The organism is Streptomyces solitudinis, assembly GCF_036323765.1.
Classification (GTDB): Bacteria; Actinomycetota; Actinomycetes; order Streptomycetales; family Streptomycetaceae; genus Streptomyces.
This window is the reverse complement of the sequence record NZ_JAZDCW010000011.1, coordinates 120,087-141,786: the sequence shown is the minus strand read 5'-3', so window position 1 is coordinate 141,786 and position 21,700 is coordinate 120,087. Positions and strand designations below refer to the sequence as shown.

At 74.2% G+C, this 21,700-nt stretch carries 16 protein-coding genes and 1 pseudogene; 15 read left to right on the top strand and 2 right to left on the bottom strand.

What is annotated here, in order from left to right; all coding sequences use genetic code 11:
* The first annotated feature begins 77 nt into the window (after positions 1–77).
* From V1J52_RS23735 to ftsY, 4 genes are all read left to right on the top strand, one after another.
* Positions 78–287: a hypothetical protein gene (locus V1J52_RS23735; protein WP_330142006.1), complete on the top strand. Its 210-nt coding sequence runs from the start codon at positions 78–80 to the stop codon at positions 285–287.
* 181 nt (positions 288–468) lie between these two features.
* Entirely contained in the window at positions 469–4,074 is a 3,606-nt protein-coding gene (smc, locus tag V1J52_RS23730; RefSeq protein ID WP_330142005.1) for a chromosome segregation protein SMC, read from the top strand.
* 212 nt (positions 4,075–4,286) lie between these two features.
* Entirely contained in the window at positions 4,287–5,714 is a 1,428-nt protein-coding gene (locus V1J52_RS23725; RefSeq protein ID WP_330142042.1) for a sugar porter family MFS transporter, read from the top strand.
* 144 nt (positions 5,715–5,858) lie between these two features.
* A complete protein-coding gene (ftsY, locus tag V1J52_RS23720) occupies positions 5,859–7,064 on the top strand; it encodes a signal recognition particle-docking protein FtsY (RefSeq protein WP_330142004.1) in 1,206 nt (401 codons plus the stop codon).
* 69 nt (positions 7,065–7,133) lie between these two features.
* On the opposite strand, the pseudogene V1J52_RS23715 reads toward ftsY, so the two are convergent.
* A pseudogene (locus tag V1J52_RS23715) lies at positions 7,134–7,849 on the bottom strand (bifunctional DNA primase/polymerase).
* A gap of 358 nt (positions 7,850–8,207) precedes the next feature.
* Here V1J52_RS23715 and nsdA point away from each other — a divergent pair.
* The 5 genes from nsdA to ffh all read left to right on the top strand — a co-directional run bounded on the left by nsdA (position 8,208) and on the right by ffh (position 15,819).
* On the top strand, positions 8,208–9,722 hold the full coding sequence (nsdA, locus tag V1J52_RS23710) for a transcriptional repressor NsdA (RefSeq protein WP_330142003.1): 1,515 nt from the start codon (positions 8,208–8,210) through the stop codon (positions 9,720–9,722).
* A gap of 238 nt (positions 9,723–9,960) precedes the next feature.
* Positions 9,961–11,250 (top strand): ammonium transporter, encoded by a 1,290-nt coding sequence (locus tag V1J52_RS23705; protein ID WP_330142002.1) that lies wholly within the window; start codon positions 9,961–9,963, stop codon positions 11,248–11,250.
* On the top strand, positions 11,247–11,585 hold the full coding sequence (locus V1J52_RS23700; protein WP_330142001.1) for a P-II family nitrogen regulator: 339 nt from the start codon (positions 11,247–11,249) through the stop codon (positions 11,583–11,585). The genes V1J52_RS23705 and V1J52_RS23700 overlap by 4 nt, the downstream gene beginning before the upstream one ends.
* A gap of 53 nt (positions 11,586–11,638) precedes the next feature.
* The gene (locus tag V1J52_RS23695; protein WP_330142000.1) at positions 11,639–14,113 is read left to right on the top strand and encodes a [protein-PII] uridylyltransferase; all 2,475 of its coding nucleotides are present in this window, start codon (positions 11,639–11,641) and stop codon (positions 14,111–14,113) included.
* 143 nt (positions 14,114–14,256) lie between these two features.
* Positions 14,257–15,819 carry a signal recognition particle protein gene (ffh, locus tag V1J52_RS23690; RefSeq protein WP_330141999.1) on the top strand — a complete coding sequence of 521 codons (1,563 nt, stop codon included), beginning with the start codon at positions 14,257–14,259 and terminating at the stop codon, positions 15,817–15,819.
* Positions 15,820–15,905: 86 nt separating this feature from the next.
* On the opposite strand, the gene V1J52_RS23685 is transcribed toward ffh, so the two are convergent.
* Positions 15,906–16,700, bottom strand: a complete 795-nt coding sequence (locus tag V1J52_RS23685) for a methyltransferase domain-containing protein (protein ID WP_330141998.1) — start codon at positions 16,698–16,700, stop codon at positions 15,906–15,908.
* A 271-nt stretch (positions 16,701–16,971) separates the two neighbouring features.
* Between V1J52_RS23685 and proS the strand changes: the two genes are divergently transcribed.
* The 6 genes from proS (at position 16,972) to trmD (ending at position 21,664) form a co-directional block, all read left to right on the top strand.
* Entirely contained in the window at positions 16,972–18,387 is a 1,416-nt protein-coding gene (proS, locus tag V1J52_RS23680; protein WP_330141997.1) for a proline--tRNA ligase, read from the top strand.
* 158 nt (positions 18,388–18,545) lie between these two features.
* On the top strand, positions 18,546–19,136 hold the full coding sequence (locus V1J52_RS23675) for a hypothetical protein (RefSeq protein ID WP_330141996.1): 591 nt from the start codon (positions 18,546–18,548) through the stop codon (positions 19,134–19,136).
* A 348-nt stretch (positions 19,137–19,484) separates the two neighbouring features.
* Positions 19,485–19,928 carry a 30S ribosomal protein S16 gene (gene rpsP, locus V1J52_RS23670; protein WP_330141995.1) on the top strand — a complete coding sequence of 148 codons (444 nt, stop codon included), beginning with the start codon at positions 19,485–19,487 and terminating at the stop codon, positions 19,926–19,928.
* A gap of 2 nt (positions 19,929–19,930) precedes the next feature.
* A complete protein-coding gene (locus V1J52_RS23665) occupies positions 19,931–20,170 on the top strand; it encodes an RNA-binding protein (protein WP_330141994.1) in 240 nt (79 codons plus the stop codon).
* Between the two features lie 106 nt (positions 20,171–20,276).
* Entirely contained in the window at positions 20,277–20,798 is a 522-nt protein-coding gene (gene rimM / locus V1J52_RS23660) for a ribosome maturation factor RimM (protein WP_330141993.1), read from the top strand.
* Positions 20,795–21,664 (top strand): tRNA (guanosine(37)-N1)-methyltransferase TrmD, encoded by an 870-nt coding sequence (trmD, locus tag V1J52_RS23655; RefSeq protein WP_330141992.1) that lies wholly within the window; start codon positions 20,795–20,797, stop codon positions 21,662–21,664. The genes rimM and trmD overlap by 4 nt, the downstream gene beginning before the upstream one ends.
* Positions 21,665–21,700: the final 36 nt, after the last annotated feature.

Below are 21,700 nucleotides of genomic sequence, written 5' to 3'. Positions count from 1 at the left end.
GACGGTTCCGGGTGCTCTTTCCCTCACAACCCACCACCGCGACGCGGTCGGTTACTCAGTGTGGAGGACCATCCATCATGGCAAAGGCGCTTCTCGGTTACGTCGGCGGCTCCGACCCCCGAGTCCTCGCCGAGATGCGACGGCTTCAGCAGCGCGTCCAGGACCTGGAATCCGAGCTCATCCGGATGCAGGCCGAGAACGACGCGCTGTCGGCTGCCGCACGTCACCACGGCGACTCGCTGCTTGACAGCATCGACGTACCCCAGGGCGAGCCTGCTCTCACCTGACCCGCTGCCGGGCAGGTGGGCGGCTGACGCTCACCGTCTTGCAGAACTGCGAGGGACGCTTCGGCGTCCCTTCGTCATGTTTTCCCCCGTTTCGCCCCCCGGGTGTCGGCTGCTCGTTACCGACTGATGTGCCCGGCACCCTCAGCGGCGAAACCGGACCACACCGGTAAAGTCACACGCCGTGCACCTCAAGAGCCTGACCCTGCGCGGGTTCAAAAGCTTCGCCTCCGCCACGACGCTGCGGTTCGAACCCGGCATCACGTGCGTGGTGGGGCCGAACGGCTCCGGCAAGTCCAACGTCGTGGACGCCCTGTCGTGGGTCATGGGCGAACAGGGCGCCAAGTCGCTGCGCGGCGGCAAGATGGAGGACGTCATCTTCGCCGGGACCGCCGGGCCCGCCGGGCGGGCGGCGCTCGGCCGCGCCGAGGTGTCGCTCACCATCGACAACGCCGACGGCGCCCTGCCGATCGCCTACTCCGAGGTCACCATCACGCGGATCATGTTCCGCAACGGCGGCAGCGAGTACCAGATCAACGGCGACACCTGCCGCCTGCTGGACATCCAGGAACTGCTGTCGGACTCCGGCATCGGCCGCGAGATGCACGTCATCGTCGGACAGGGCCAGCTCGACGGCGTCCTGCACGCCGACCCGACGGGGCGCCGCGCCTTCATCGAGGAGGCCGCCGGCGTCCTGAAGCACCGCAAGCGCAAGGAGAAGGCGCTGCGGAAGCTGGACGCCATGCAGGTCAACCTCTCCCGCGTCCAGGACCTCACCGACGAGCTGCGCCGCCAGCTCAAGCCACTGGGCCGGCAGGCCGCCGCCGCCCGCCGGGCCGCCGTCATCCAGGCCGACCTGCGCGACGCCCGGCTGCGGCTCCTCGCCGACGACCTCGTCACCCTCCGGGAGGCGCTGCGGGCCGAGGTCGCCGACGAGGCCGCGCTCAAGGAGCGCCGGGACGCCGCCGAGTCGGCCCTGAGGGACGCCGCCCGGCGCGAGGCCAATCTGGAGGAGCGCGTACGGCGGCTCACGCCCCGGCTCCAGGAGGCGCAGCAGACCTGGTACGAGCTGTCCCAGCTCGCCGAGCGGGTGCGCGGCACGATCAGCCTGGCCGACGCCCGCGTCACCAGCGCCCGGGCCGCCCCCGCCGAGGAGCGCCGCGGCCGCGAACCGGAGGACCTGGAGCGCGAGGCGGCGCGCGTCCGGGAGCAGGAGGCGGAACTGGAGGCCGCGCTGGAGGCCGCCGAGCGTGCCCTGGAGGACACCGCGGAGCACCGCGGCGAGCTGGAACGCCGGCTGGCCCAGGAGGAGCGGCGGCTCAAGGACGCGGCCCGGGAGATCGCCCGGCGCCGGGAGGAACTGGCCCGGCTCGGCGGGCAGGCCGGAGCCGCCCGCAGCAAGGCCGCCTCCGCGCGCGCCGAGATCGACCGGCTGAGCGCCGCCCGGGACGACGCCGCGCGGCGTTCCGCCGCCGCGCGCGGGGAGTACGAGGCGCTGCGGGCGGAGGTGGCCGGGCTCGACGAGGGTGACGCGGAACTCGCCGCCCGCCACGAGGCCGCCCGGCGGGAGCTGGCCGACGCGGAGGCGGAGCTGAGCGGCGTCCGCGACGCCCTGGCCGCCGCCGACCGGGAACGCGCCGCCACCGCGGCCCGCCGCGACGCGCTCGCACTCGGCCTGCGCCGCAAGGACGGCACCGGTGCCCTGCTGGCGGCGCGGGAGCGGTTGGCCGGGCTGCTGGGCCCCGCCGCCGCGCTGCTCAGCGTCGCCCCCGGCTACGAGGTGCCCGTCGCCGCGGCGCTGGGCGCCGCAGCGGACGCCGTGGCCGTCGCGTCGCCCACCGCCGCCGCGGAGGCGCTGCGGCTGCTGCGCAAGCAGGACGGCGGACGCGCGGCCCTGCTGGTCGGGGGCGCCGCACCCGGAGCGGAGGCGGCGGCGGACGGCGCGACGGACGGCCGGAGGGACGCGGCGGAGGACGCGGCGGGCGGTCCGGCGTGGGCCGCGCGGCTGGTGCGCGGGCCCGAGGAGCTGATGCCCGCGGTGCGGCGGCTGCTGCACGGCACCGTCGTCGTGGACACCCTGGAGGACGCCGAGGAGCTGCTGCGCCGCAGCCCCCGGCTCACCGCCGTCACCGCCGAGGGTGACGTGCTGGGCGCCCACTTCGCGCACGGCGGTTCCGCCGGGGCCCCCAGCCTGCTGGAGGTGCAGGCCGCCGTGGACGAGGCCGCCGTGGCGCTGGAGCGGCTGGAGGCGCGCTGCTCGGAGCTGACCGGGGCCAGGCAGCGGGCGCAGGAGCGGCGCCGGGAGTGCGCCGCCGCCGCCGAGGAGCTGGACCGCCGGCGCGGGACCGCCGAGCGGGAGAAGTCGGCGGTGGCCGCGCGGCTCGGGCAGCTCGCCGGCCAGGCCAAGGGGGCGGCGGGGGAGGCCGAGCGCTGCGAGGTGGCCGTGGTGAAGGCCGAGGAGGCCCTGGAGCAGGCCGACGGGCACGCCGCCGAGCTGGCCGAACGGCTCGCCGTCGCCGAGGAGGCCGCGGAGGAGCTGGAGGAGCCGGACACCGCCGTCCGTGACCGGCTCGCGGCGGACGGGGCCAACGCACGGCAGACCGAGATGGAAGCCCGGCTCCAGGCGCGCACCCACGAGGAGCGGGTCCGGGCGCTGGCCGGGCGGGCGGACGCGCTGGACCGGGCGGCCGCCGCCGAACGGGAGGCCCGCGCACGGGCGGAGCGCCGGCGGGCCCGGCTGCGGCACGAGGCGGAGGTGGCCGAGGCGGTGGGCGCGGGCGCCCGGCAGCTGCTGGCCCACGTCGAGGTGTCGCTCGCCCGCGCCGGGCAGGAGCGCGCGGACGCCGAGCGGGCCAGGGACGAGTGGGACCGGGAGCTGACCGCCGAGCGGGCCAGGGGCCGGGAGCTGAAGGCGGAGCTGGACAAGCTGACCGACTCCGTCCACCGGGGCGAGGTGCTGGGCGCGGAGAAGCGGATGCGCGTCGAGCAGCTGGAGACCAGGGCGCTGGAGGAGCTGGGCGTCGAGCCCGGCGTGCTCGTCGCCGAGTACGGGCCGGACCAGCCGGTGCCGCCGTCCCCGCCGGCGGACGGCGAGGAGCTTCCCGAGGACCCGGAGCACCCGCGCAACCAGCCGGTGCCCTTCGACCGGGCCGGGCAGGAGAAGCGGCTGCGGGCGGCCGAGCGGGCCTACCAGAAGCTGGGCAGGATCAACCCGCTGGCGCTGGAGGAGTTCGCGGCGCTGGAGGAGCGCCACCAGTTCCTCAGCGAGCAGCTCGACGACCTGAAGAAGACGCGGACCGACCTGCTCCAGGTGGTGCGGGACGTGGACGAGCGGGTGCGGCAGGTGTTCACCGAGGCGTTCCACGACACCGCGCGCGAGTTCGAGGGCGTGTTCTCGCGGCTGTTCCCCGGCGGTGACGGGCGTCTGGTCCTCACCGACCCCGACGACATGCTGGCCACCGGGGTGGACGTGGAGGCACGGCCGCCGGGCAAGAAGGTCAAGCGGCTGTCCCTGCTGTCGGGCGGCGAGCGTTCGCTGACCGCCGTGGCACTGCTGGTGTCGATCTTCAAGGCCCGCCCGAGCCCGTTCTACGTGATGGACGAGGTGGAGGCCGCGCTGGACGACACCAACCTGCAACGGCTCATCGGCATCATGCGGGAGCTGCGCGAGGCGTCCCAGCTGATCGTGATCACGCACCAGAAGCGCACGATGGAGGTCGCCGACGCGCTGTACGGCGTTTCCATGCAGGGGGACGGGGTATCGAAGGTGATCAGTCAGCGGCTGAGCTGAGTCCCGGTCCCGTCCTAGCTTCACCTCTTGAATGCATCGCCCAGGTTGCAGGGGTGCAAATAGTTCACCACCGGGTATTGACTTCGAAACTTGAAGGCATAGTCTCTGCGAGGTCGCTTTAACGTTCAGCTGGTGGTGCGCGGTCAGGCGTGGGCCACTGGGAGAAAGCGACGAGCCCCCACGCCCGGCACCGCCGCCGGGCCCCGCAGGAGATCACCGTGACCAGCACCGAGAAGGCCGAGCCCTCCGCCCCCGGACGGCCACCGCACCTCACCTTCGTCATCTTCATCGCCGCGTCGGCCGCCATGGGCGGCTTCCTCTTCGGCTACGACAGCGCGGTCATCAACGGCGCCGTCGAAGGCATCAGGGGGAGGTTCTCCGTCGGAGACACCACCCTCGGAGCCGTCATCGCCATCGCGCTGCTCGGGGCGGCGCTCGGGGCGATGATCGCCGGACGGCTCGCCGACCGCATCGGACGGCTGCGCGTCATGCAGCTCGCCGCCGTCCTCTTCGCGGCCAGCGCGATCGGGTCCATGCTGCCCTTCGCCCTGTGGGACCTGGCCATCTGGCGCACCCTGGGCGGCGTCGCCATCGGCATGGCCTCCGTCATCGCCCCGGCCTACATCGCCGAGGTCGCCCCCGCCCAGTACCGCGGCCGGCTGGCCTCCTTCCAGCAGGCGGCGATCGTCCTCGGCATCGCCTGCTCCCAGCTCGTCAACTTCGGCCTGCTCACCCTCGCCGACGGCGACCAGCGCGGCGAACTGCTCGGCCTGGAAGCCTGGCAGATCATGCTCGGCATCGAGGTCGTGCCCGCGCTCGTCTACGGCCTGCTCGCCCTGCGCATCCCCGAGTCCCCGCGCTACCTGATCTCCCAGGACCGGGCGGAGGACGCCAAGCGGGTGCTCGCCCAGGTCGAGCCCGAAGGCACCGACCTGGACGCCGAGGCCGCGAAGATCGCCGCCCGCATGCGCCGCGAGCACAAGCCCAGCCTGCGCGACCTCACCGGCGGCCGGTTCGGCCTCCTGCCGATCGTCTGGATCGGCATCGGCCTCTCGGCCTTCCAGCAGCTCGTCGGCATCAACGTGATCTTCTACTACAGCTCCTCGCTGTGGCAGTCGGTCGGCATCGACCCGACGGGCTCCTTCTTCTACTCGTTCACGACGTCGATCATCAACATCGTCGGCACCGTGATCGCGATCCTGTTCGTCGACCGCGTCGGCCGCAAGCCGCTCGCCCTCGTCGGCTCGGCCGGCATGGCCCTCTCGCTGGGCACGGCCGCCTGGGCGTTCTCCTTCAAGACCGGCACGGGCGACGACGTGTCCCTGCCCGACACCCAGGGCGCCGTCGCCCTGGTCGCCGCGCACTCCTTCGTCCTCTTCTTCGCCCTCTCCTGGGGCGTGGTCGTCTGGGTGCTGCTCGGCGAGATGTTCCCCAACCGCATCCGCGCCGCCGCGCTCGGCGTGGCCGCGGGCGCCCAGTGGGTCACCAACTGGGCGATCACCGCGAGCTTCCCCGCGATGTCCGAGTGGAACCTGTCGGGCTCCTACATGATCTACACGGCCTTCGCCCTGCTCTCCATCCCGTTCATCCTCAAGTGGGTGCCCGAGACGAAGGGCAAGGCGTTGGAGGAGATGGGCTGACCGGCCCCGCCGCCCACTCCGCGCCCCGCTGCCCCGGCTCGCCCGAGCCGGGGCAGCGCCGTGCGGGAACGATGGCCGATACTGGACGGGCCGCGACGCCAGCGTCGGACCCCGCCCGCAGACAGGCAACGAACTAGGGAACCCATGGACATCGTCATCCTCCTCGTCGTCATCGCCGTGGTCGCCCTCGGCGCCATCAGCGGCCTCGTGATCAGCGGGCGCCGGAAGAAGGAGGTGCCGCCCCCGGAGCAGGGAGCGCCGACGATCACCGCGCCGCCCGCCGAACCGCGGGTCGGCGACGACGCCGAGGACACCGCCGAGGCGCCCCACCGCACGATCGACGACGTCGGGCTGCCCGCGGCCGACACCACCTCCGTCGTCGTGGAGCCGGAACCCGCCGCCCCGCTGCTGGAGACCCCGGAACCCGCGGCCGGCCGCCTGGTACGGCTGCGCTCCCGGCTCTCCCGCTCGCAGAACACCCTCGGCAAGGGCCTGCTGACGCTCCTGTCCCGCGACCGCCTGGACGAGGAGACCTGGGAGGAGGTCGAGGACACCCTCCTCGGCGCGGACGTCGGCGTGGCGCCCACCCAGGAGCTGGTGGACCGGCTGCGCGAACGCGTCAAGGTCCTGGGCACCCGCACGCCCGACGAGCTGCGCGGGCTGCTGCGCGAGGAACTGCTGACGCTGCTCGGCCCCGAGTTCGACCGCACGGTCCGTACCGAGACCTCCGGCGCGCAGGACCGGCCCGGGGTCGTCCTCGTCGTCGGCGTCAACGGCACCGGCAAGACCACGACGACCGGCAAGCTCGCCCGGGTGCTGGTGGCCGACGGCCAGTCCGTCGTGCTGGGGGCCGCCGACACCTTCCGCGCCGCCGCCGCCGACCAGCTCCAGACCTGGGGCGAGCGGGTCGGCGCGCGCACGGTGCGCGGTCCGGAGGGGGGCGACCCGGCCTCCGTCGCCTTCGACGCCGTCAAGGAGGGCACGGCCGAGGGTGCCGACGTCGTGCTGATCGACACGGCGGGGCGGCTGCACACCAAGACCGGCCTCATGGACGAGCTGGGCAAGGTCAAGCGCGTCGTGGAGAAGCAGGGCCCGGTGGACGAGGTCCTGCTCGTGCTCGACGCCACCACCGGGCAGAACGGTCTGGTGCAGGCGCGGGTCTTCGCGGAGGTCGTGGACATCACCGGAATCGTGCTGACGAAGCTCGACGGCACCGCGAAGGGCGGCATCGTCGTGGCCGTCCAGCGGGAGCTGGGCGTGCCGGTCAAGCTCGTCGGCCTCGGCGAGGGCGCGGACGACCTGGCGCCCTTCGAGGCGGAGGCGTTCGTGGACGCGCTCCTCGGCGAATGAGCCCCGGCACGCGGCCCGGGTACCCCGAGGCGGGCACCCGGGCCGCGTGCGGCGGGCCGGAGCGGCGGGTCAGAGCGGGGTGCGGCCAAGCGAGCGCGTCATGGCGGCGAGCGTGCCGAGCAGCAGCCGGGCCTGCGGCAGGCGCCCGGCCGCGTCCAGCGTCGGGGGCCGCAGCCACCGGACGGGCCCGAGCCCGGCCAGATCCGAGGGCGGGGCGGTGATGTACTCGCCCCGGCCCAGGCAGCGCAGGTCGAGCCCGGCGTCGTCCCAGCCCAGCCGGTAGAGCAGCCGCGGCAGCTCGGAGGCGGCCCCGGGGGCGACGAGGTACCAGGCGCGGCCGTGCGGGGTGACGGCCACGGGGCCGACGGGCAGGCCCATGCGTTCCAGCCGGACGAGCGCCCGGCGCCCCGCGTCCTGCGGCACGTCGAGCACGTCGAAGGCGCGCCCGGTCGGCAGCAGCAGCGTCGCGTCCGGCACCTGGCTCCACGCCGTGCCGGCCTCGGCCAGGGTGGCCCCGGCCGGAACCTCCAGCGAGGCGTCGAGCGGATGGGCGCCGGGTGCCGGGCAGACGGGCGATCCGCAGGAGCAGGACGGACCGGTGGCGCCGCGTACCGCGCGGGCCCCGGGGACCACCGGCCATCCCCACAGCGCCGTGTACTCCGCGACGGCCGTGCTCGCCGGGGCGCGGTGGTGCCGCCCGGCGGTACCGTGCCCCGGCCGCCACCGGCGGCGCGTCGTCAGCCGCATCTCACGCATCTCCGCATGCCGCCGATCGTGAAGCCCATGTCTTCTCCAACGGGTTCGCCGGGCCGATGGTTACGCCGCACGCACGACGCCTGCACGGAGAGCGATGACCAGGGGCGCGTGCCGGTTGGTCAGAAGGCCGCCGGGGTGGCGCGCCAGGGGACGTGCGCCCCCGCGCGCTTCGCTCCATCGAGTGGTGATCGCCGTAGGCCCAGTGAACCGTGTGGACCACTCGTTAGGTTCATGCGAAGGGGTGGCGAATGGTGGCGCTTCACGGTCGCCTCTCGGCGCCCCCGTGACCGTAGGATTACGTTCGGTGCACGCGAACGCCGTGCAGACACGGCTTCGGTCCATGCCGGGGGGACGGGCCGGGCCCTGGAGAAGTGGGGGCCTCATCACGTGGGCGGCAACGGCAGCAGCGGCGGCACCGCTGAGAAGCGGCCGAACGAGCAACTGGGCTCGTGGTTCGCGCGAAGCGGCTGGTCGAAGGGGGAACTGGCCCGGCAGGTCAACCGCAGGGCGCGGGAGCTGGGCGCCCACCACGTCAGCACCGACACCTCACGGGTGCGGCGCTGGCTGGACGGCGAACAGCCGCGCGAGCCCATCCCGCGCATCCTGTCCGAGCTGTTCTCCGAACGCTTCGGCTGCGTCGTGGCCGTGGAGGAGCTGGGCCTGCGCCAGCCCCGGCAGGCGGCGGCGGCCTCCGGCGTCGACCTCCCGTGGGCCGGGCCGCAGACGGTCGCCCTGCTCAGCGAGTTCTCCCGCAGCGACCTGATGCTGGGGCGGCGCGGCTACCTCGGCACCTCCCTCTCCATGTCGGCGGGGCCCGCCCTGATCGAACCCATGCAGCGCTGGCTCGTGCCCGTCTCCGGCGGCGCGCCGGGCGCCTCCGGCACGCTCGCCCCGCTGCCGTCCCAGGGCACCGCCCGGCGCGCCGCCCGGCTCTCCGCACCGGAGATCGGGCTGCTGGAGGAGACGACGGAGATGTTCCGCACCTGGGACGCCCAGTGCGGCGGCGGGCTGCGCCGCAAGGCCGTCGTGGGCCAGCTGCACGAGGTGACCGACCTCCTCCAGGACGAGACCCACACCGAGCCCGTGCGCCGCCGCCTGTTCTCGGTGACCGCCCAGCTCGCCGAGCTGGCCGGGTGGATGAGCTACGACATCGGCATCCAGCCGACCGCGCAGAAGTACTTCGTCCTCGCCCTGCACGCCGCCAAGGAGGCCGGGGACCGGCCCTTCGGCTCGTTCGTGCTCTCCAACATGGCGCGCCAGATGATCCACCTGAACCGGCCCGACGACGCGCTGGAACTGATCCACCTGGCCCAGTACGGCGGCCGCGACGGCGCCACCGCCCGCACCCAGGCCATGCTGTATGCGATGGAGGCCCGGGCACACGCCAACATGGGCCAGCCCAAGCAGTGCCACCGCGCGGTCCGGCTCGCCCAGGAGTCCTACGCGGACATCGACGCCCAGGACCACGACCCGAACTGGATCGGCTTCTTCTCCGAGGCCGAGCTGAACGCCGAGAACGCCCACTCCTACCGCGACCTCGCCTACGTCGCCGGGCGCAGCCACACCTACGCCCGGCTGGCGCAGGAGCCCATGGAACGGGCCGTCGAGCTGTTCGGCCGGGAGTGCCGGGGCAACGCCGCGGGCCCGCACCGCAGCTACGCGCTGAACCTGGTCGGGCTGGCCACGGTGCACCTCATGCGCCACGAGCCCGAGCAGTGCGCGCACCGCACCGAGCAGGCCATGCAGGTCGCCAAGCGGCTGCGCTCGGAGCGGGTCAACACCCGCATCCGCAAGACGGCGGCAGGCGCGTACCGGGAGTACGGCGACGTGGCCGAGGTCGTCGCCCTCGCCGACCGGCTGGCCGGCGAACTGCCCACCGCCGAGGCCGCCACCGCCGTGTGACGCGGCCGTCGCCCGCGCGGCCCGCCCGCCTGCCGCGCGGGCGGGCGGCCGGACGGGCGGCCGCACCGCCCCGGCCCGGCCCGGCACCACCGTTCATCCCGGCGTAACACGGCCGCCGTCTTCGTCACGGCACCGAAACAGCGGGACGCATCACAGGAAACGGAGCTTGAGGAGCCTGATCGCATCCTGAGCCCCAGATCCCGCCCGCACGGGTCGTGACACCGAGGAGACGTCCACATTGAACGGCGCGGATACCGCATTCGTCCTCATCAGCGCAGCCCTGGTCATGCTGATGACGCCCGGACTGGCCTTCTTCTACGGTGGCATGGTCCGGGTCAAGAGCGCGCTCAACATGCTGATGATGAGCTTCATCGCCCTCGGCATCGTCAGTGTGCTCTACGTCCTGTACGGCTACTCGCTGGCCTTCGGCACCGACACCGCCGGAATCATCGGCAGCCTGGGGCACCTCGGCCTGAGCGGCATCACCCCCGAGACGCTGACCGGCGGTGACGAGGGCATCCCGGTCCTCGCCTTCGTCCTGTTCCAGCTCATGTTCGCCGTCATCACCCCGGCCCTGATGAGCGGCGCGCTCGCCGACCGCGTCAAGTTCAGCGCCTGGGCGGTGTTCATCACCCTGTGGGTGAGCATCGTCTACTTCCCCGTCGCGCACTGGGTGTGGGCCGAGGGCGGCTGGCTGTTCGACATGGGCGTCATCGACTTCGCCGGCGGCACGGCCGTCCACATCAACGCGGGGGTCGGTGCGCTGGCGGCCGTCCTGGTCGTCGGCAAGCGCATCGGCTTCAAGAAGGAACCCATGCGCCCGCACAGCCTCCCGCTGGTGCTGCTGGGCGCCGCCCTGCTGTGGTTCGGCTGGTTCGGCTTCAACGCCGGATCGGCGCTCGCCGCCGACGGCACGGCGGCCAGCATGGCGCTCAACACCCAGGTCGCCACGGCGACGGCCATCCTCGGCTGGCTGCTGTACGAGCGCCTGCGGCACGGTGCGTTCACCACGCTGGGCGCCGCCTCCGGCGCCATCGCGGGCCTGGTCGCCATCACCCCGGCCGGCGCCGACGTCAACGTGATGGGGGCCATCGCCATCGGCCTGGCCGCCGGCCTGGCCTGCTCCTGGGCCGTGAGCTGGAAGTTCAGGCTGGGCTACGACGACTCCCTCGACGTGGTGGGCGTGCACCTGGTCGGCGGCCTCATCGGCACGCTGCTGGTGGGCCTCCTGGCCACCGAGGGCGGCGGCCTGACCCAGCTCGGCAAGCAGGCGCTCGGCGCCGTCGCGGTGATGGCGTTCACCTTCGTCGTCACCTGGGTGCTGGCCAAGATCGTCGATGCCACGATGGGCCTGCGGGCCAGCGAGGACGACGAGATCGCCGGCGTCGACCAGGCGTACCACGCCGAGACGGCGTACGACTTCAGCCAGGTCGGCACCTCCTCCGCCCGCTCCGTCGCCCCCGCCGGACCGGCCGGCGACGCCACCGCCCCCCAGGGCACCCGCCCGTCCAAGAAGGTCGACGCATGAAGCTCATCACCGCAGTCATCAAGCCGCACCGCCTCGACGAGGTGAAGGACGCCCTCCAGGCGTTCGGAGTCAACGGGCTGACCGTCACCGAGGCCAGTGGGTACGGCCGCCAGCGCGGCCACACCGAGGTCTACCGGGGCGCGGAGTACACCGTCGACCTCGTGCCGAAGATCCGCATCGAGGTCCTGGTGGAGGACGACGACGCCGAGCAGCTCATCGAGGTCGTCGTCAAAGCCTCGCGCACCGGCAAGATCGGCGACGGGAAGGTGTGGAGCGTCCCCGTCGAGACGGCGGTGCGCGTGCGCACCGGCGAGCGCGGTCCGGACGCGCTCTAGGCACCACGGCGACCGGCTGACCGACCATCGGACGCAGGGAACAGGGGAACCGGATGACGGCCGAGGCCACGAACACGACCGGAACGGAACCCCGCGACAGTTACGCGGCGGCCCGGCTGCGCCTCCTGAAGGGGGAGCGGTCCGGGCCGCCGCGCCGCGCCGCGCTCGCCGCGCTCACCGACCGGTGGCTCGCCGGGCTGCTCGGCCGGACACCCGGCGGCGTCGCCCTCGTGGCCGTCGGGGGCTACGGACGCGGCGAACTCTCCCCGCGCAGCGACCTCGACCTCCTCCTGCTCCACGACGGCAGCCTGGACGGCGGCGAACTGGCCGCGCTCGCCGACCGCGTCTGGTACCCCGTGTGGGACCAGGGCCTGGACCTCGACCACTCCGTGCGCACCCCGGACCAGGCCCGCAGGACGGCCGCCGACGACCTCAAGGTGCAGCTCGGCCTGCTCGACGCCCGGCACCTGGCCGGGGACGCCGGGCTCACCGCCGTCCTGCGCACCGAGCTCCTCGGGCAGTGGCGCGCCGACGCCCCGCGCCGCCTGCCCGAGCTGCGCGAACTCGGGCAGGAACGGGCCCGCCGTCAGGGCGAGTTGCAGTACCTGCTGGAACCCGACCTGAAAGAGGCCCGCGGCGGCCTGCGGGACGCCACCGCGCTGCGCGCCGTCGCCGCCTCCTGGCTGGCCGACGCCCCCCGCGAGGGCCTGGCGCGGGCCCGCAGCACCCTGCTCGACGTGCGCGACGCGCTGCACCTGACCACCGGACGGGCCACCGACCGGCTCGCCCTGGAGGACCAGGACCAGGTCGCCGCGGCCCTGGGCCTGCTGGACGCCGACGCGCTGCTGCGCACCGTCTACGAGGCCGCCCGCACCCTCACCTACGCCCAGGACGTCACCTGGCGCGAGGTCGGCCGCGTACTGCGGGCCCGCAGCGCGCGGCGCGGACTGCGCGCCCTGGCCGGCGCCCGCGGCGCGCGGCGCGGCGCCCCCGAGCGCACCCCGCTCGCCGAGGGCGTGGTGGAACAGGACGGCGAGGTGGTGCTCGCCCGAACCGCCCGGCCCGACCGCGACCCCTGCCTGGTACTGCGCGCCGCCGCGGCGGCGGCCCAGGCGGGACTGCCGCTGGCCCTGGCCACCGCGCGCACCCTGGCCGGGCAGGCCGCCCCGCTGCCGGTGCCCTGGCCCCCCGAGGCCCGTGAACTGCTGGTCACGCTGCTGGGCGCGGGACGGGCCACCGTCCCCGTCTGGGAGGCGCTGGAGGCCGAGGGGCTGATCGCCGCGCTGCTGCCGGACTGGGAGCGGGTGCGCTGCCGCCCGCAGCGCAACGCCGTGCACACCTGGACGGTGGACCGGCACCTGGTGGAGGCGGCCGTCCAGGCGTCCGCCCTCACCCGCCGCGTCCACCGTCCGGACCTGCTGCTCGTCGGGGCCCTCCTGCACGACATCGGGAAGGGCTGGCCGGGCGACCACTCGGTGGCCGGCGCGACCATCGCCCGGGACATGGCCGCCCGCATCGGCTTCGACGCGGCGGACGCGGACGTCCTGGCCACCCTCGTCCGCCACCACCTGCTGCTCGTGGAGACCGCGACCCGGCGCGACCTTGACGACCCGGCCACCGTCCGCGCCGTCGCCGACGCCGTGGGCACCGGCGGCACGCTGGAACTGCTGCACGCCCTGACCGAGGCGGACGCGCTGGCCACCGGACCCGCCGCCTGGTCCGTGTGGCGCGGCACGCTCGTCTCCGACCTGGCCGCCCGCACCGGCGCCCTGCTCGCCGGGGAACCGCCGGGCGGGCCCGGGGCGGCCGGGGACGGCCGGGTCCTCAGCGCGGAGGCCGAGCGGCTCGCCGTCGAGGCCCGGCGCACCGGCGGCCCCGTCCTCACCCTGAGCGCCCGCGCCGAGGGCCCGGTGGACGGGCCCGGCGGGCCCGGGGCCGCACCGGCCGCGGAGGCGGCCGGACCCGTCGGCGTCGAACTGCTCGTCGCCCTGCCCGGGCAGCCCGGGGCGCTGTCCGCCGTGGCCGGGGTGCTGGCCCTGCACCGGCTGACCGTCCGCGCCGCCGACCTGCGCGCCACCGACCCGGCGGGGCTGGGGCCCGTCCTGGTGCTGACCTGGCGGGTCGCCGCCGAGTACGGTGCCCTGCCGCGGGCCGACCGGCTCCGCGCCGACCTGCGCCGCGCCCTGGACGGGTCCCTGGACGTCGCCGCGCGGCTCGCGGAACGGGAGCGGGCCTACCGGGGCAGGCGGCGCGGTGCGGCGGCCCCGCCGCCCCGGGTGGCTGTCGCGCCCGGCGGCTCGCAGCGGGCCACCGTCGTCGAGGTCCGCGCCCAGGACGCGTCCGGGCTGCTCCACCGCATCGGGCGCGGCCTGGAGGAGGCGGGCGTCACCGTGCGCAGCGCGCACGTCTCCACGCTCGGCGCCAACGCGGTGGACGCCTTCTACGTCACCGGGCCGGACGGCGGCCCGCTGGGCGAGCCGGAGGCGGCCGGACTGGTCCGCGCCCTCCAGCGCTCGCTCGGGGGCTGACGGGCGGCTGACCGTTCCCCGCCGGTGCGGATACCCTTGGGCGATGCGTGCCGCGACGCCCCCGCTGGGACGGCCGGTCCAGCCGGGACACCGCGGCACGTCCCGACCGCCGGCACCGATGTACGTGAGGATTCGCGACCGCCGTGTTCGACACTCTCTCCGATCGCCTCGCAAGCACCTTCAAGAACCTCAGGGGGAAGGGCCGCCTGAGCGAGGCGGACATCGACGCCACGGCGCGCGAGATCCGCATCGCCCTGCTGGAGGCGGACGTCGCGCTGCCCGTCGTGCGCGCGTTCATCAAGCAGGTCAAGGAACGGGCCCAGGGCGCCGAGGTCTCCCGGGCGCTGAACCCCGCGCAGCAGGTCATCAAGATCGTCAACGAGGAGCTCCAGGGCATCCTCGGCGGCGAGACGCGGCAGCTCCGCTTCGCCAAGCACCCGCCGACCGTCATCATGCTCGCCGGCCTCCAGGGCGCGGGCAAGACGACGCTGGCCGGCAAGCTCGGCCACTGGCTGAAGGGCAAGGGCCACGCCCCGCTGCTCGTCGCGTGCGACCTCCAGCGCCCCAACGCCGTGAACCAGCTCTCGGTCGTCGCCGAGCGGGCCGGTGTCGGCGTCTACGCCCCCGAGCCGGGCAACGGCGTCGGTGACCCGGTCAAGGTCGCCAAGGACTCCGTCGAGCACGCCAGGACCAAGCAGTACGACGTGGTGATCGTCGACACCGCGGGCCGCCTGGGCATCGACCAGGAGATGATGCGGCAGGCCGCCGACATCCGGGACGCGGTGCGCCCGGACGAGGTGCTGTTCGTCGTCGACGCCATGATCGGCCAGGACGCCGTCAACACCGCCGAGGCGTTCCGCGACGGCGTCGGCTTCGACGGCGTCGTGCTCTCCAAGCTCGACGGCGACGCGCGCGGCGGCGCCGCCCTCTCGATCGCCCAGGTCACCGGGCGCCAGATCATGTTCGCCTCCAACGGCGAGAAGCTCGACGACTTCGACGCCTTCCACCCCGACCGGATGGCGTCCCGCATCCTCGGCATGGGCGACGTGCTCAGCCTCATCGAGAAGGCCGAGCAGACCTTCAGCCAGCAAGAGGCCGAGAAGATGGCCGCCAAGCTGGCGAAGGGGCCCAAGGAGTTCACCCTCGACGACTTCCTCGCCCAGATGGAGCAGGTCCGCAAGATGGGCTCCATCTCCAAGCTGCTCGGCATGATGCCGGGGATGGGCCAGCTGAAGGACCAGATCAACGACCTCGACGAGCGGGACGTGGACCGCACCGCGGCCATCATCAAGTCCATGACGCCCGGGGAGCGGCACGACCCGACGATCATCAACGGATCCCGCCGCGCCCGGATCGCCCGCGGCTCCGGCGTGGACGTCAGCGCGGTGAAGTCGCTGGTGGAGCGGTTCTTCGAGGCCCGCAAGATGATGTCCCGCATGGCCCAGGGCGGCGGCATGCCGGGGATGCCGGGCATGCCCGGGATGCCCGGCGGCGGCGCCGGGAAGAAGAAGGCCAAGCAGCAGAAGAAGGGCAAGGGCAAGCGCCAGTCGGGCAACCCGATGAAGCGCCGCCAGGAGGAGCAGGCCGCCGCGGACCGCAGGGCGGCGGGCGACGAAGGGGCCGCCTTCGGGCTGCCCGGCGCCGGCCAGGACCCGGGCGACTTCGAACTGCCCAAGGAGTTCCGGGACCTGCTGCCCCCGAAGTAGGCGGCACGCACGACGCCCGGCTTACGCCGGACGGGTGAGTGGTGGCTCGTCCGGGCCGCCCCTCACCCGTACGTCCCGGACGGTGCTCAGACGCGGGCGATGACGTAGCGGAACAGGTTCGGCAGCCACACCGTGCCGTCGGGGCGCAGGTGCGGGTGCAGCGCCTCCGCCAGCTCCTTGCCGACCTGCGCCTCGTCGGTGGCCCGTACGGCCGCGGCGTAGAAACCGGTCGACAGCAGCCCGCGCACCGCGCTGTCCAGGTCCGCGTAGCCGAACGGGCACGACACCCGCCCGGAGCCGTCGGGACGCAGTCCGGCCTGCCGGGCCAGCTCCTCCAGGTCGTCCCGGCCGCGCGGCTGCCAGCAGGCGCTGTGGTGCGGCGGCTCGGCGAGCCGGGCGGCGACGCGCAGGGCGGGCGCCGCCGCGCAGCGCTCGGCCGGGCCCCAGTCGGCCAGCACCACCGCCGCGCCCCGCTCCGCCCGCCGAGCCGCCGCGGCCAGCGTCCCGGCGTCCGGCCGGGCGTCGAAAGCCGTCACCAGTGTGTACGGGCGGCCCCTGGCGGCGTCCGCACCGGCCGGATCGCCGTGCGCCAGCCGCACGTCCAGCGGTTTGCCGCCCCACTGCGGCTCGTCCAGCAGCCGCGCCCTGGCCAGGGCGAGCCGCTGCTCGTCGGTGTCCACACCGGTGACCTCCGCGCCGCGGCCGCCCGCGAGCAGCAGGGCCAGCCCCGAGCCGCAGCCCAGGCCCAGCAGCCGGGTGTGCTGGCCTACCTCCAGCCGGTCGTACACCGCCTCGTAGAGCGGCACGAGCATGCGTTCCTGGATCTCCGCCCAGTCACGGGCGGCACGTGGAAGGTGCTGAGGCAGATACGTCGCTGTCATCACAGGCGCCCCTATCGGTCCGCGTGTCCGTCTGTCCGGCAGTTCCGCGCCGGCCCTGCCGCCCGTCCCGCTGCCGGGTGTCCGCGCAGCCGTCCGTCCCCCCGAGGGTGCGGTGCGGGCCGTCCCCGCGCGAGCCGCTCCCCATGCCAGGGAACTGCCGATCCGCCCCGGCGTCCAGTGGACGCCGCCGGCCACTTCGGGCCGTCCGGGCCCCGGGCCCCGGGGCGGGCGGATTCACGGTTTGGCCGCGCGCCGCCGTAACATGCCCGCCATGGCAAAGGCTCCCGTACTCACCCCCCAGGCGGACGACTTCCCGCGCTGGTACCAGGATCTGATCACCAAGGCCGAACTGGCCGACAACGGGCCGGTGCGCGGCACCATGGTGATCCGGCCGTACGGGTACGGGCTCTGGGAGCGGATGCAGCAGGAGATGGACGCGCGGATCAAGTCCGCCGGCGCCCAGAACGCCTACTTCCCGCTGTTCATCCCGCAGTCCTACCTGACGCGGGAGGCCGAGCACGTCGAGGGTTTCGCCCCCGAGCTGGCGGTCGTCACCCACGGTGGCGGCAAGGAGCTGGAGGAGCCGGTCGTCGTCCGGCCCACGTCCGAGACGATCATCAACGAGTACTTCTCCAAGTGGGTCCAGAGCTACCGTGACCTGCCGCTCCTCATCAACCAGTGGGCGAACGTGGTCCGCTGGGAAATGCGTCCCCGCATCTTCCTCCGGACGAGTGAGTTCCTCTGGCAGGAGGGCCACACCGCGCACGCGACGTACGAGGACGCCCGCGACTACGCCGCCCGCATCCACCGCGACGTCTACGCGGACTTCATGGTGAACGTCCTCGGCATCGACGTCGTGCTGGGCCGCAAGACGCCCAGGGAGCGCTTCGCCGGGGCGATCAACACGCTCACGCTCGAAGGCATGATGCGCGACGGGAAGGCCCTCCAGATGGGCACCAGTCACGAGCTGGGCCAGAACTTCGCCAAGGCGTTCGACACCCAGTACCTGTCCAGGGACGGCGGCCGCGAGCTGGTGTGGCAGACGTCCTGGGGCGTGTCCACCCGCATGGTCGGCGGCCTCATCATGAGCCACGGCGACGACAACGGGCTGCGGGTGCCGCCGCGCCTCGCGCACGTCCAGGCCGTCGTGCTCGCCATCAAGGGCGACGACGCGGTGCTGGCGCAGGTGCGCGAGGTGGGCGACCGGCTGGCCGCCGCGGGCGTGCGGGTCCAGGTGGACGACCGCACGGACGTCCCGTTCGGACGCCGGGCGGTGGACTGGGAGCTGAAGGGCGTCCCCGTGCGCGTCGAGATCGGCCCGCGCGACCTGGAGAACGGCACGGCGATGCTCGTCCGGCGGATCGCCGGGGGCAAGGAGCCGGTGCGCGCCGAGGCGCTGGCCGAGCTGCTCCCGAAGGTGCTGGAGGAGGACCAGGCGCTGCTGCTGCGCGAGTCCCGGGAGCGCCGGGAGGCGGCCACCAGCGACGTCCGCACCGTCGAGGAGGCCGCCGAGGTCGCCACGTCCGGCGGCTGGGCCCGCATCCCGTGGGCCGAGCTGGGCCCGGAGGGCGAGGCCCGCCTCGCCGAGCAGGCCGTCTCGGTGCGCTGCCTGGTCGCCGAGGACGGCTCCGTGCCCGCGTCCGACGACGCCCCGGGCACGGTGGCGCTGGCCGCCCGCTCGTACTGACGTCCGCGCGGGGCGGGCGGCCCGGGGACGCCCCGGGCCGCCCGCCCCGCCGCCCGGTCCTTCACGCGGGCTTGACGCGGTACTGACCCGTACGTGCACATTCACGGGAATGGCCCCGTAATCGGAACACTCGGCCCCTCCGGCTCGTTGGGCACGACGTGAGCACGACACCACCTGTTCTCGCCGCCGAGCTGGCATCCGCGTGGGCCGACATCCAACGTCACCACCCGGAGCTGCCGGATCTGGCCGCACCAGAAGCACTGATCGGGGAGTCCTCGTCCGCCTGCGGCGCCGACCTCTCCTTCGAGCGCCTGCTCCACGAGGCCGTCCACGGAGTCGCCGCGGCACGCGGCGTCCGGGACACCTCACGGGCGGGCCGCTACCACAACCGCCGCTTCCTGGCGATCGCCGAGGAAATGGGCCTGGAGCATCCCGACGAGCCGCATCCCAGCAGCGGGTTCTCGCTCGTCGTGATGGTCCCGGAGACCAGGAAGCGCTACCGGTCCACCGCCGAACGGCTGCACCGCGCGCTGCGGGCCCACCGGGCGGCCACCCACACCGACACCTCGCGCTCCTTCCGCGGGCCCGCCGCCCGGCACGGCTCCTCCGGGGGCGGCGTGCGGGTGAAGGCCGTCTGCGACTGCGGGCGGAACGTGCGGGTGGTCCCGTCCGTGCTGGCCCAGGCCCCGATCATGTGCGGGGCGTGCGGCAAGCAGTTCCGCATCCCGGAAATCATGGCCGTCGGCTGAGCGCGCGGCCCAGCGGGCAGGACGTATACGGCTGGCCCCCCTCGACGGCCGTACCCACAGCCCGCCCGTGCCGGTGGCGACAGCCCGCAGACGGCGCACCGGCACGGCGGCCGCACCCACGCTGACGCCGTCACACCGCCGGGCGGCCACGGCCCGCCCGGCGGGTCCCGCACGCCCCGGCCCGGGCGAGGCGGCGCCGCGCCGTGTGGCACAATAGGCGGCTGTACTCGACAGTCGTCCGGACCCTCTCTCCCTCGGCTGACGCGTCCACCGGGCACCCGGGTGCCGCAACCCCACGTGGCGATCCCGCCGTGACCCACCCCGTCAAGACCAGGAGACACCACACCCGTGGCAGTCAAGATCAAGCTGAAGCGTCTGGGCAAGATCCGTTCGCCTCACTACCGCATCATCATCGCCGACTCCCGCACCCGCCGCGACGGCCGGGCCATCGAGGAGATCGGCCTGTACCACCCGGTGCAGAACCCCTCGCGCATCGAGGTCGACAGCGAGCGCGTGCAGTACTGGCTGGGTGTCGGCGCGCAGCCGACCGAGCCGGTCATGGCCATCCTCAAGGTCACCGGTGACTGGCAGAAGTTCAAGGGTCTGCCCGCCCCCGAGCCGATGAAGGTCCCCGAGCCGAAGGCCGACAAGCGCGCCCTCTTCGAGGCCGCCGCGAAGGAGTCCTCCGACGAGCCCAAGGGTGAGGCGATCACCCCGAAGGCCAAGAAGGGCGACAAGGCCGACAAGGGTGCCGACGCCGCCGCGCCGGCCGCCGAGTCCACCGGGGCCTGAGCATGCTGGAGGAAGCCCTCGAGCATCTGGTCAAGGGCATCGTCGAGCATCCCGACGAGGTGCAGGTCGCCTCGCGCAACCTGCGCCGCGGGCGTGTGCTGGAGGTCCGGGTCCACCCCGAGGACCTCGGCAAGGTGATCGGCCGCAACGGCCGCACCGCCCGCTCCCTGCGCACCGTCGTGGGGGCGCTCGGTGGCCGGGGCATCCGTGTCGACCTGGTCGACGTGGACGCCGTCCACTGACGCGGAACGGCACCGCTGAGCACACACAGCACCGGCACGGGCCGGGAACGGCTGAGCCGTTCCCGGCCCGTGCGCGCGTTCACCGACCGGAGAAGGAACAGAGCACGTGCAGCTGGTAGTCGCGCGGATCGGCCGCGCCCACGGCATCAGGGGCGAGGTCACCGTCGAGGTGCGGACGGACGAGCCCGAGCTGCGGCTCGGCCCCGGCGCGGTCCTCGCCACCGAACCGGCGTCCGCCGGGCCGCTGACCATCGAGAGCGGCCGCGTGCACAGCGGCCGGCTGCTGCTGCGGTTCGCGGGCGTCGCCGACCGCTCCGCGGCCGAGGCCCTGCGCAACACCCTCCTCATCGCCGAGGTCGACCCCGACGAGGTCCCCGACGACCCGGAGGAGTTCTACGACCACCAGCTCGTCGACCTCGACGTCGTCACCCGCGACGGCACCGAGGTGGGCCGGATCGCCGAGATCGCCCACCTGCCCGGACAGGACCTGCTCGTCGTCCGCCGCCCCCAGGGCGGCGAGGTGATGATCCCGTTCGTCACCGCGTTCGTCCCCGAGATCGACCTGGCGGAGCAGCGCGCCGTCATCGCCCCGCCGCCGGGCCTGCTGGACGAGGGCGAGTCGCTGTGAGGCTCGACGTCATCACCATCTTCCCCGAGTACCTGGAACCGCTGAACGTCTCGCTCGTCGGCAAGGCCCGCACCCGCGGGCTGCTCGACGTGCGCGTCCACGACCTGCGGCAGTGGACGCACGACCGGCACCACACCGTGGACGACACCCCCTACGGCGGCGGTCCCGGCATGGTCATGAAGCCGGAACCGTGGGGCGAGGCGCTCGACGCGGTGACCGCCGGCGCGGGGAAGGGGGACGCGGGGGACACCGGCGCGGGAGACGGGGACGGCCCGGCGGGCGGCGACGCCGTCGCGCCCGTGATCGTCGTGCCGACGCCCAGCGGGCGGCCGTTCACCCAGGAACTGGCCGCCGACCTCGCCGCGCGCCCGTGGCTGGTGTTCACCCCGGCCCGGTACGAGGGCATCGACCGCCGCGTCATCGAGAGTTACGCCGAACGGTACGACGTGCGCGAGGTGTCCATCGGCGACTACGTGCTCGCCGGGGGAGAGGCACCCGTCCTCGTCATGGTCGAGGCCGTGGCCCGGCTGCTGCCGGGCGTGCTCGGCAACGCCGAGTCCCACCGCGACGACTCCTTCGCGCCCGGGGCCATGGCCGGCCTGCTGGAGGGGCCCGTCTACACCAAGCCGCCGGTCTGGCGCGGGCGGCAGGTGCCCGAGGTGCTCTCCAGCGGGCACCACGCCCGCGTCGCCCGCTGGCGCCGCGACCAGGCGCTGGCCCGCACCGCCGCCCACCGCCCCGACCTGATCGCGCGCTGCGACCCGGCCGCCCTGGACGGCCACGACCTGCGGGTGCTCGCGGAACTGGGCTGGGACGTGCGGCCCGACGGCCGATTTGGGCGGTCCGGGCAGAGCGTGGAAGAATAGGCCGCTGGCCACGCCCGGGTGCGCGACCCTGCCACA

Coding starts and splice junctions, on each gene's coding strand:
- V1J52_RS23695 (WP_330142000.1), top strand. CDS start 11,639: ATGACGGCCGAGGCCACGAACACGACCGGAACGGAACCCCGCGACAGT.
- V1J52_RS23665 (WP_330141994.1), top strand. CDS start 19,931: ATGCTGGAGGAAGCCCTCGAGCATCTGGTCAAGGGCATCGTCGAGCAT.
- V1J52_RS23700 (WP_330142001.1), top strand. CDS start 11,247: ATGAAGCTCATCACCGCAGTCATCAAGCCGCACCGCCTCGACGAGGTG.
- V1J52_RS23735 (WP_330142006.1), top strand. CDS start 78: ATGGCAAAGGCGCTTCTCGGTTACGTCGGCGGCTCCGACCCCCGAGTC.
- proS (WP_330141997.1), top strand. CDS start 16,972: ATGGCAAAGGCTCCCGTACTCACCCCCCAGGCGGACGACTTCCCGCGC.
- ftsY (WP_330142004.1), top strand. CDS start 5,859: ATGGACATCGTCATCCTCCTCGTCGTCATCGCCGTGGTCGCCCTCGGC.
- V1J52_RS23685 (WP_330141998.1), bottom strand. CDS start 16,700: ATGACAGCGACGTATCTGCCTCAGCACCTTCCACGTGCCGCCCGTGAC.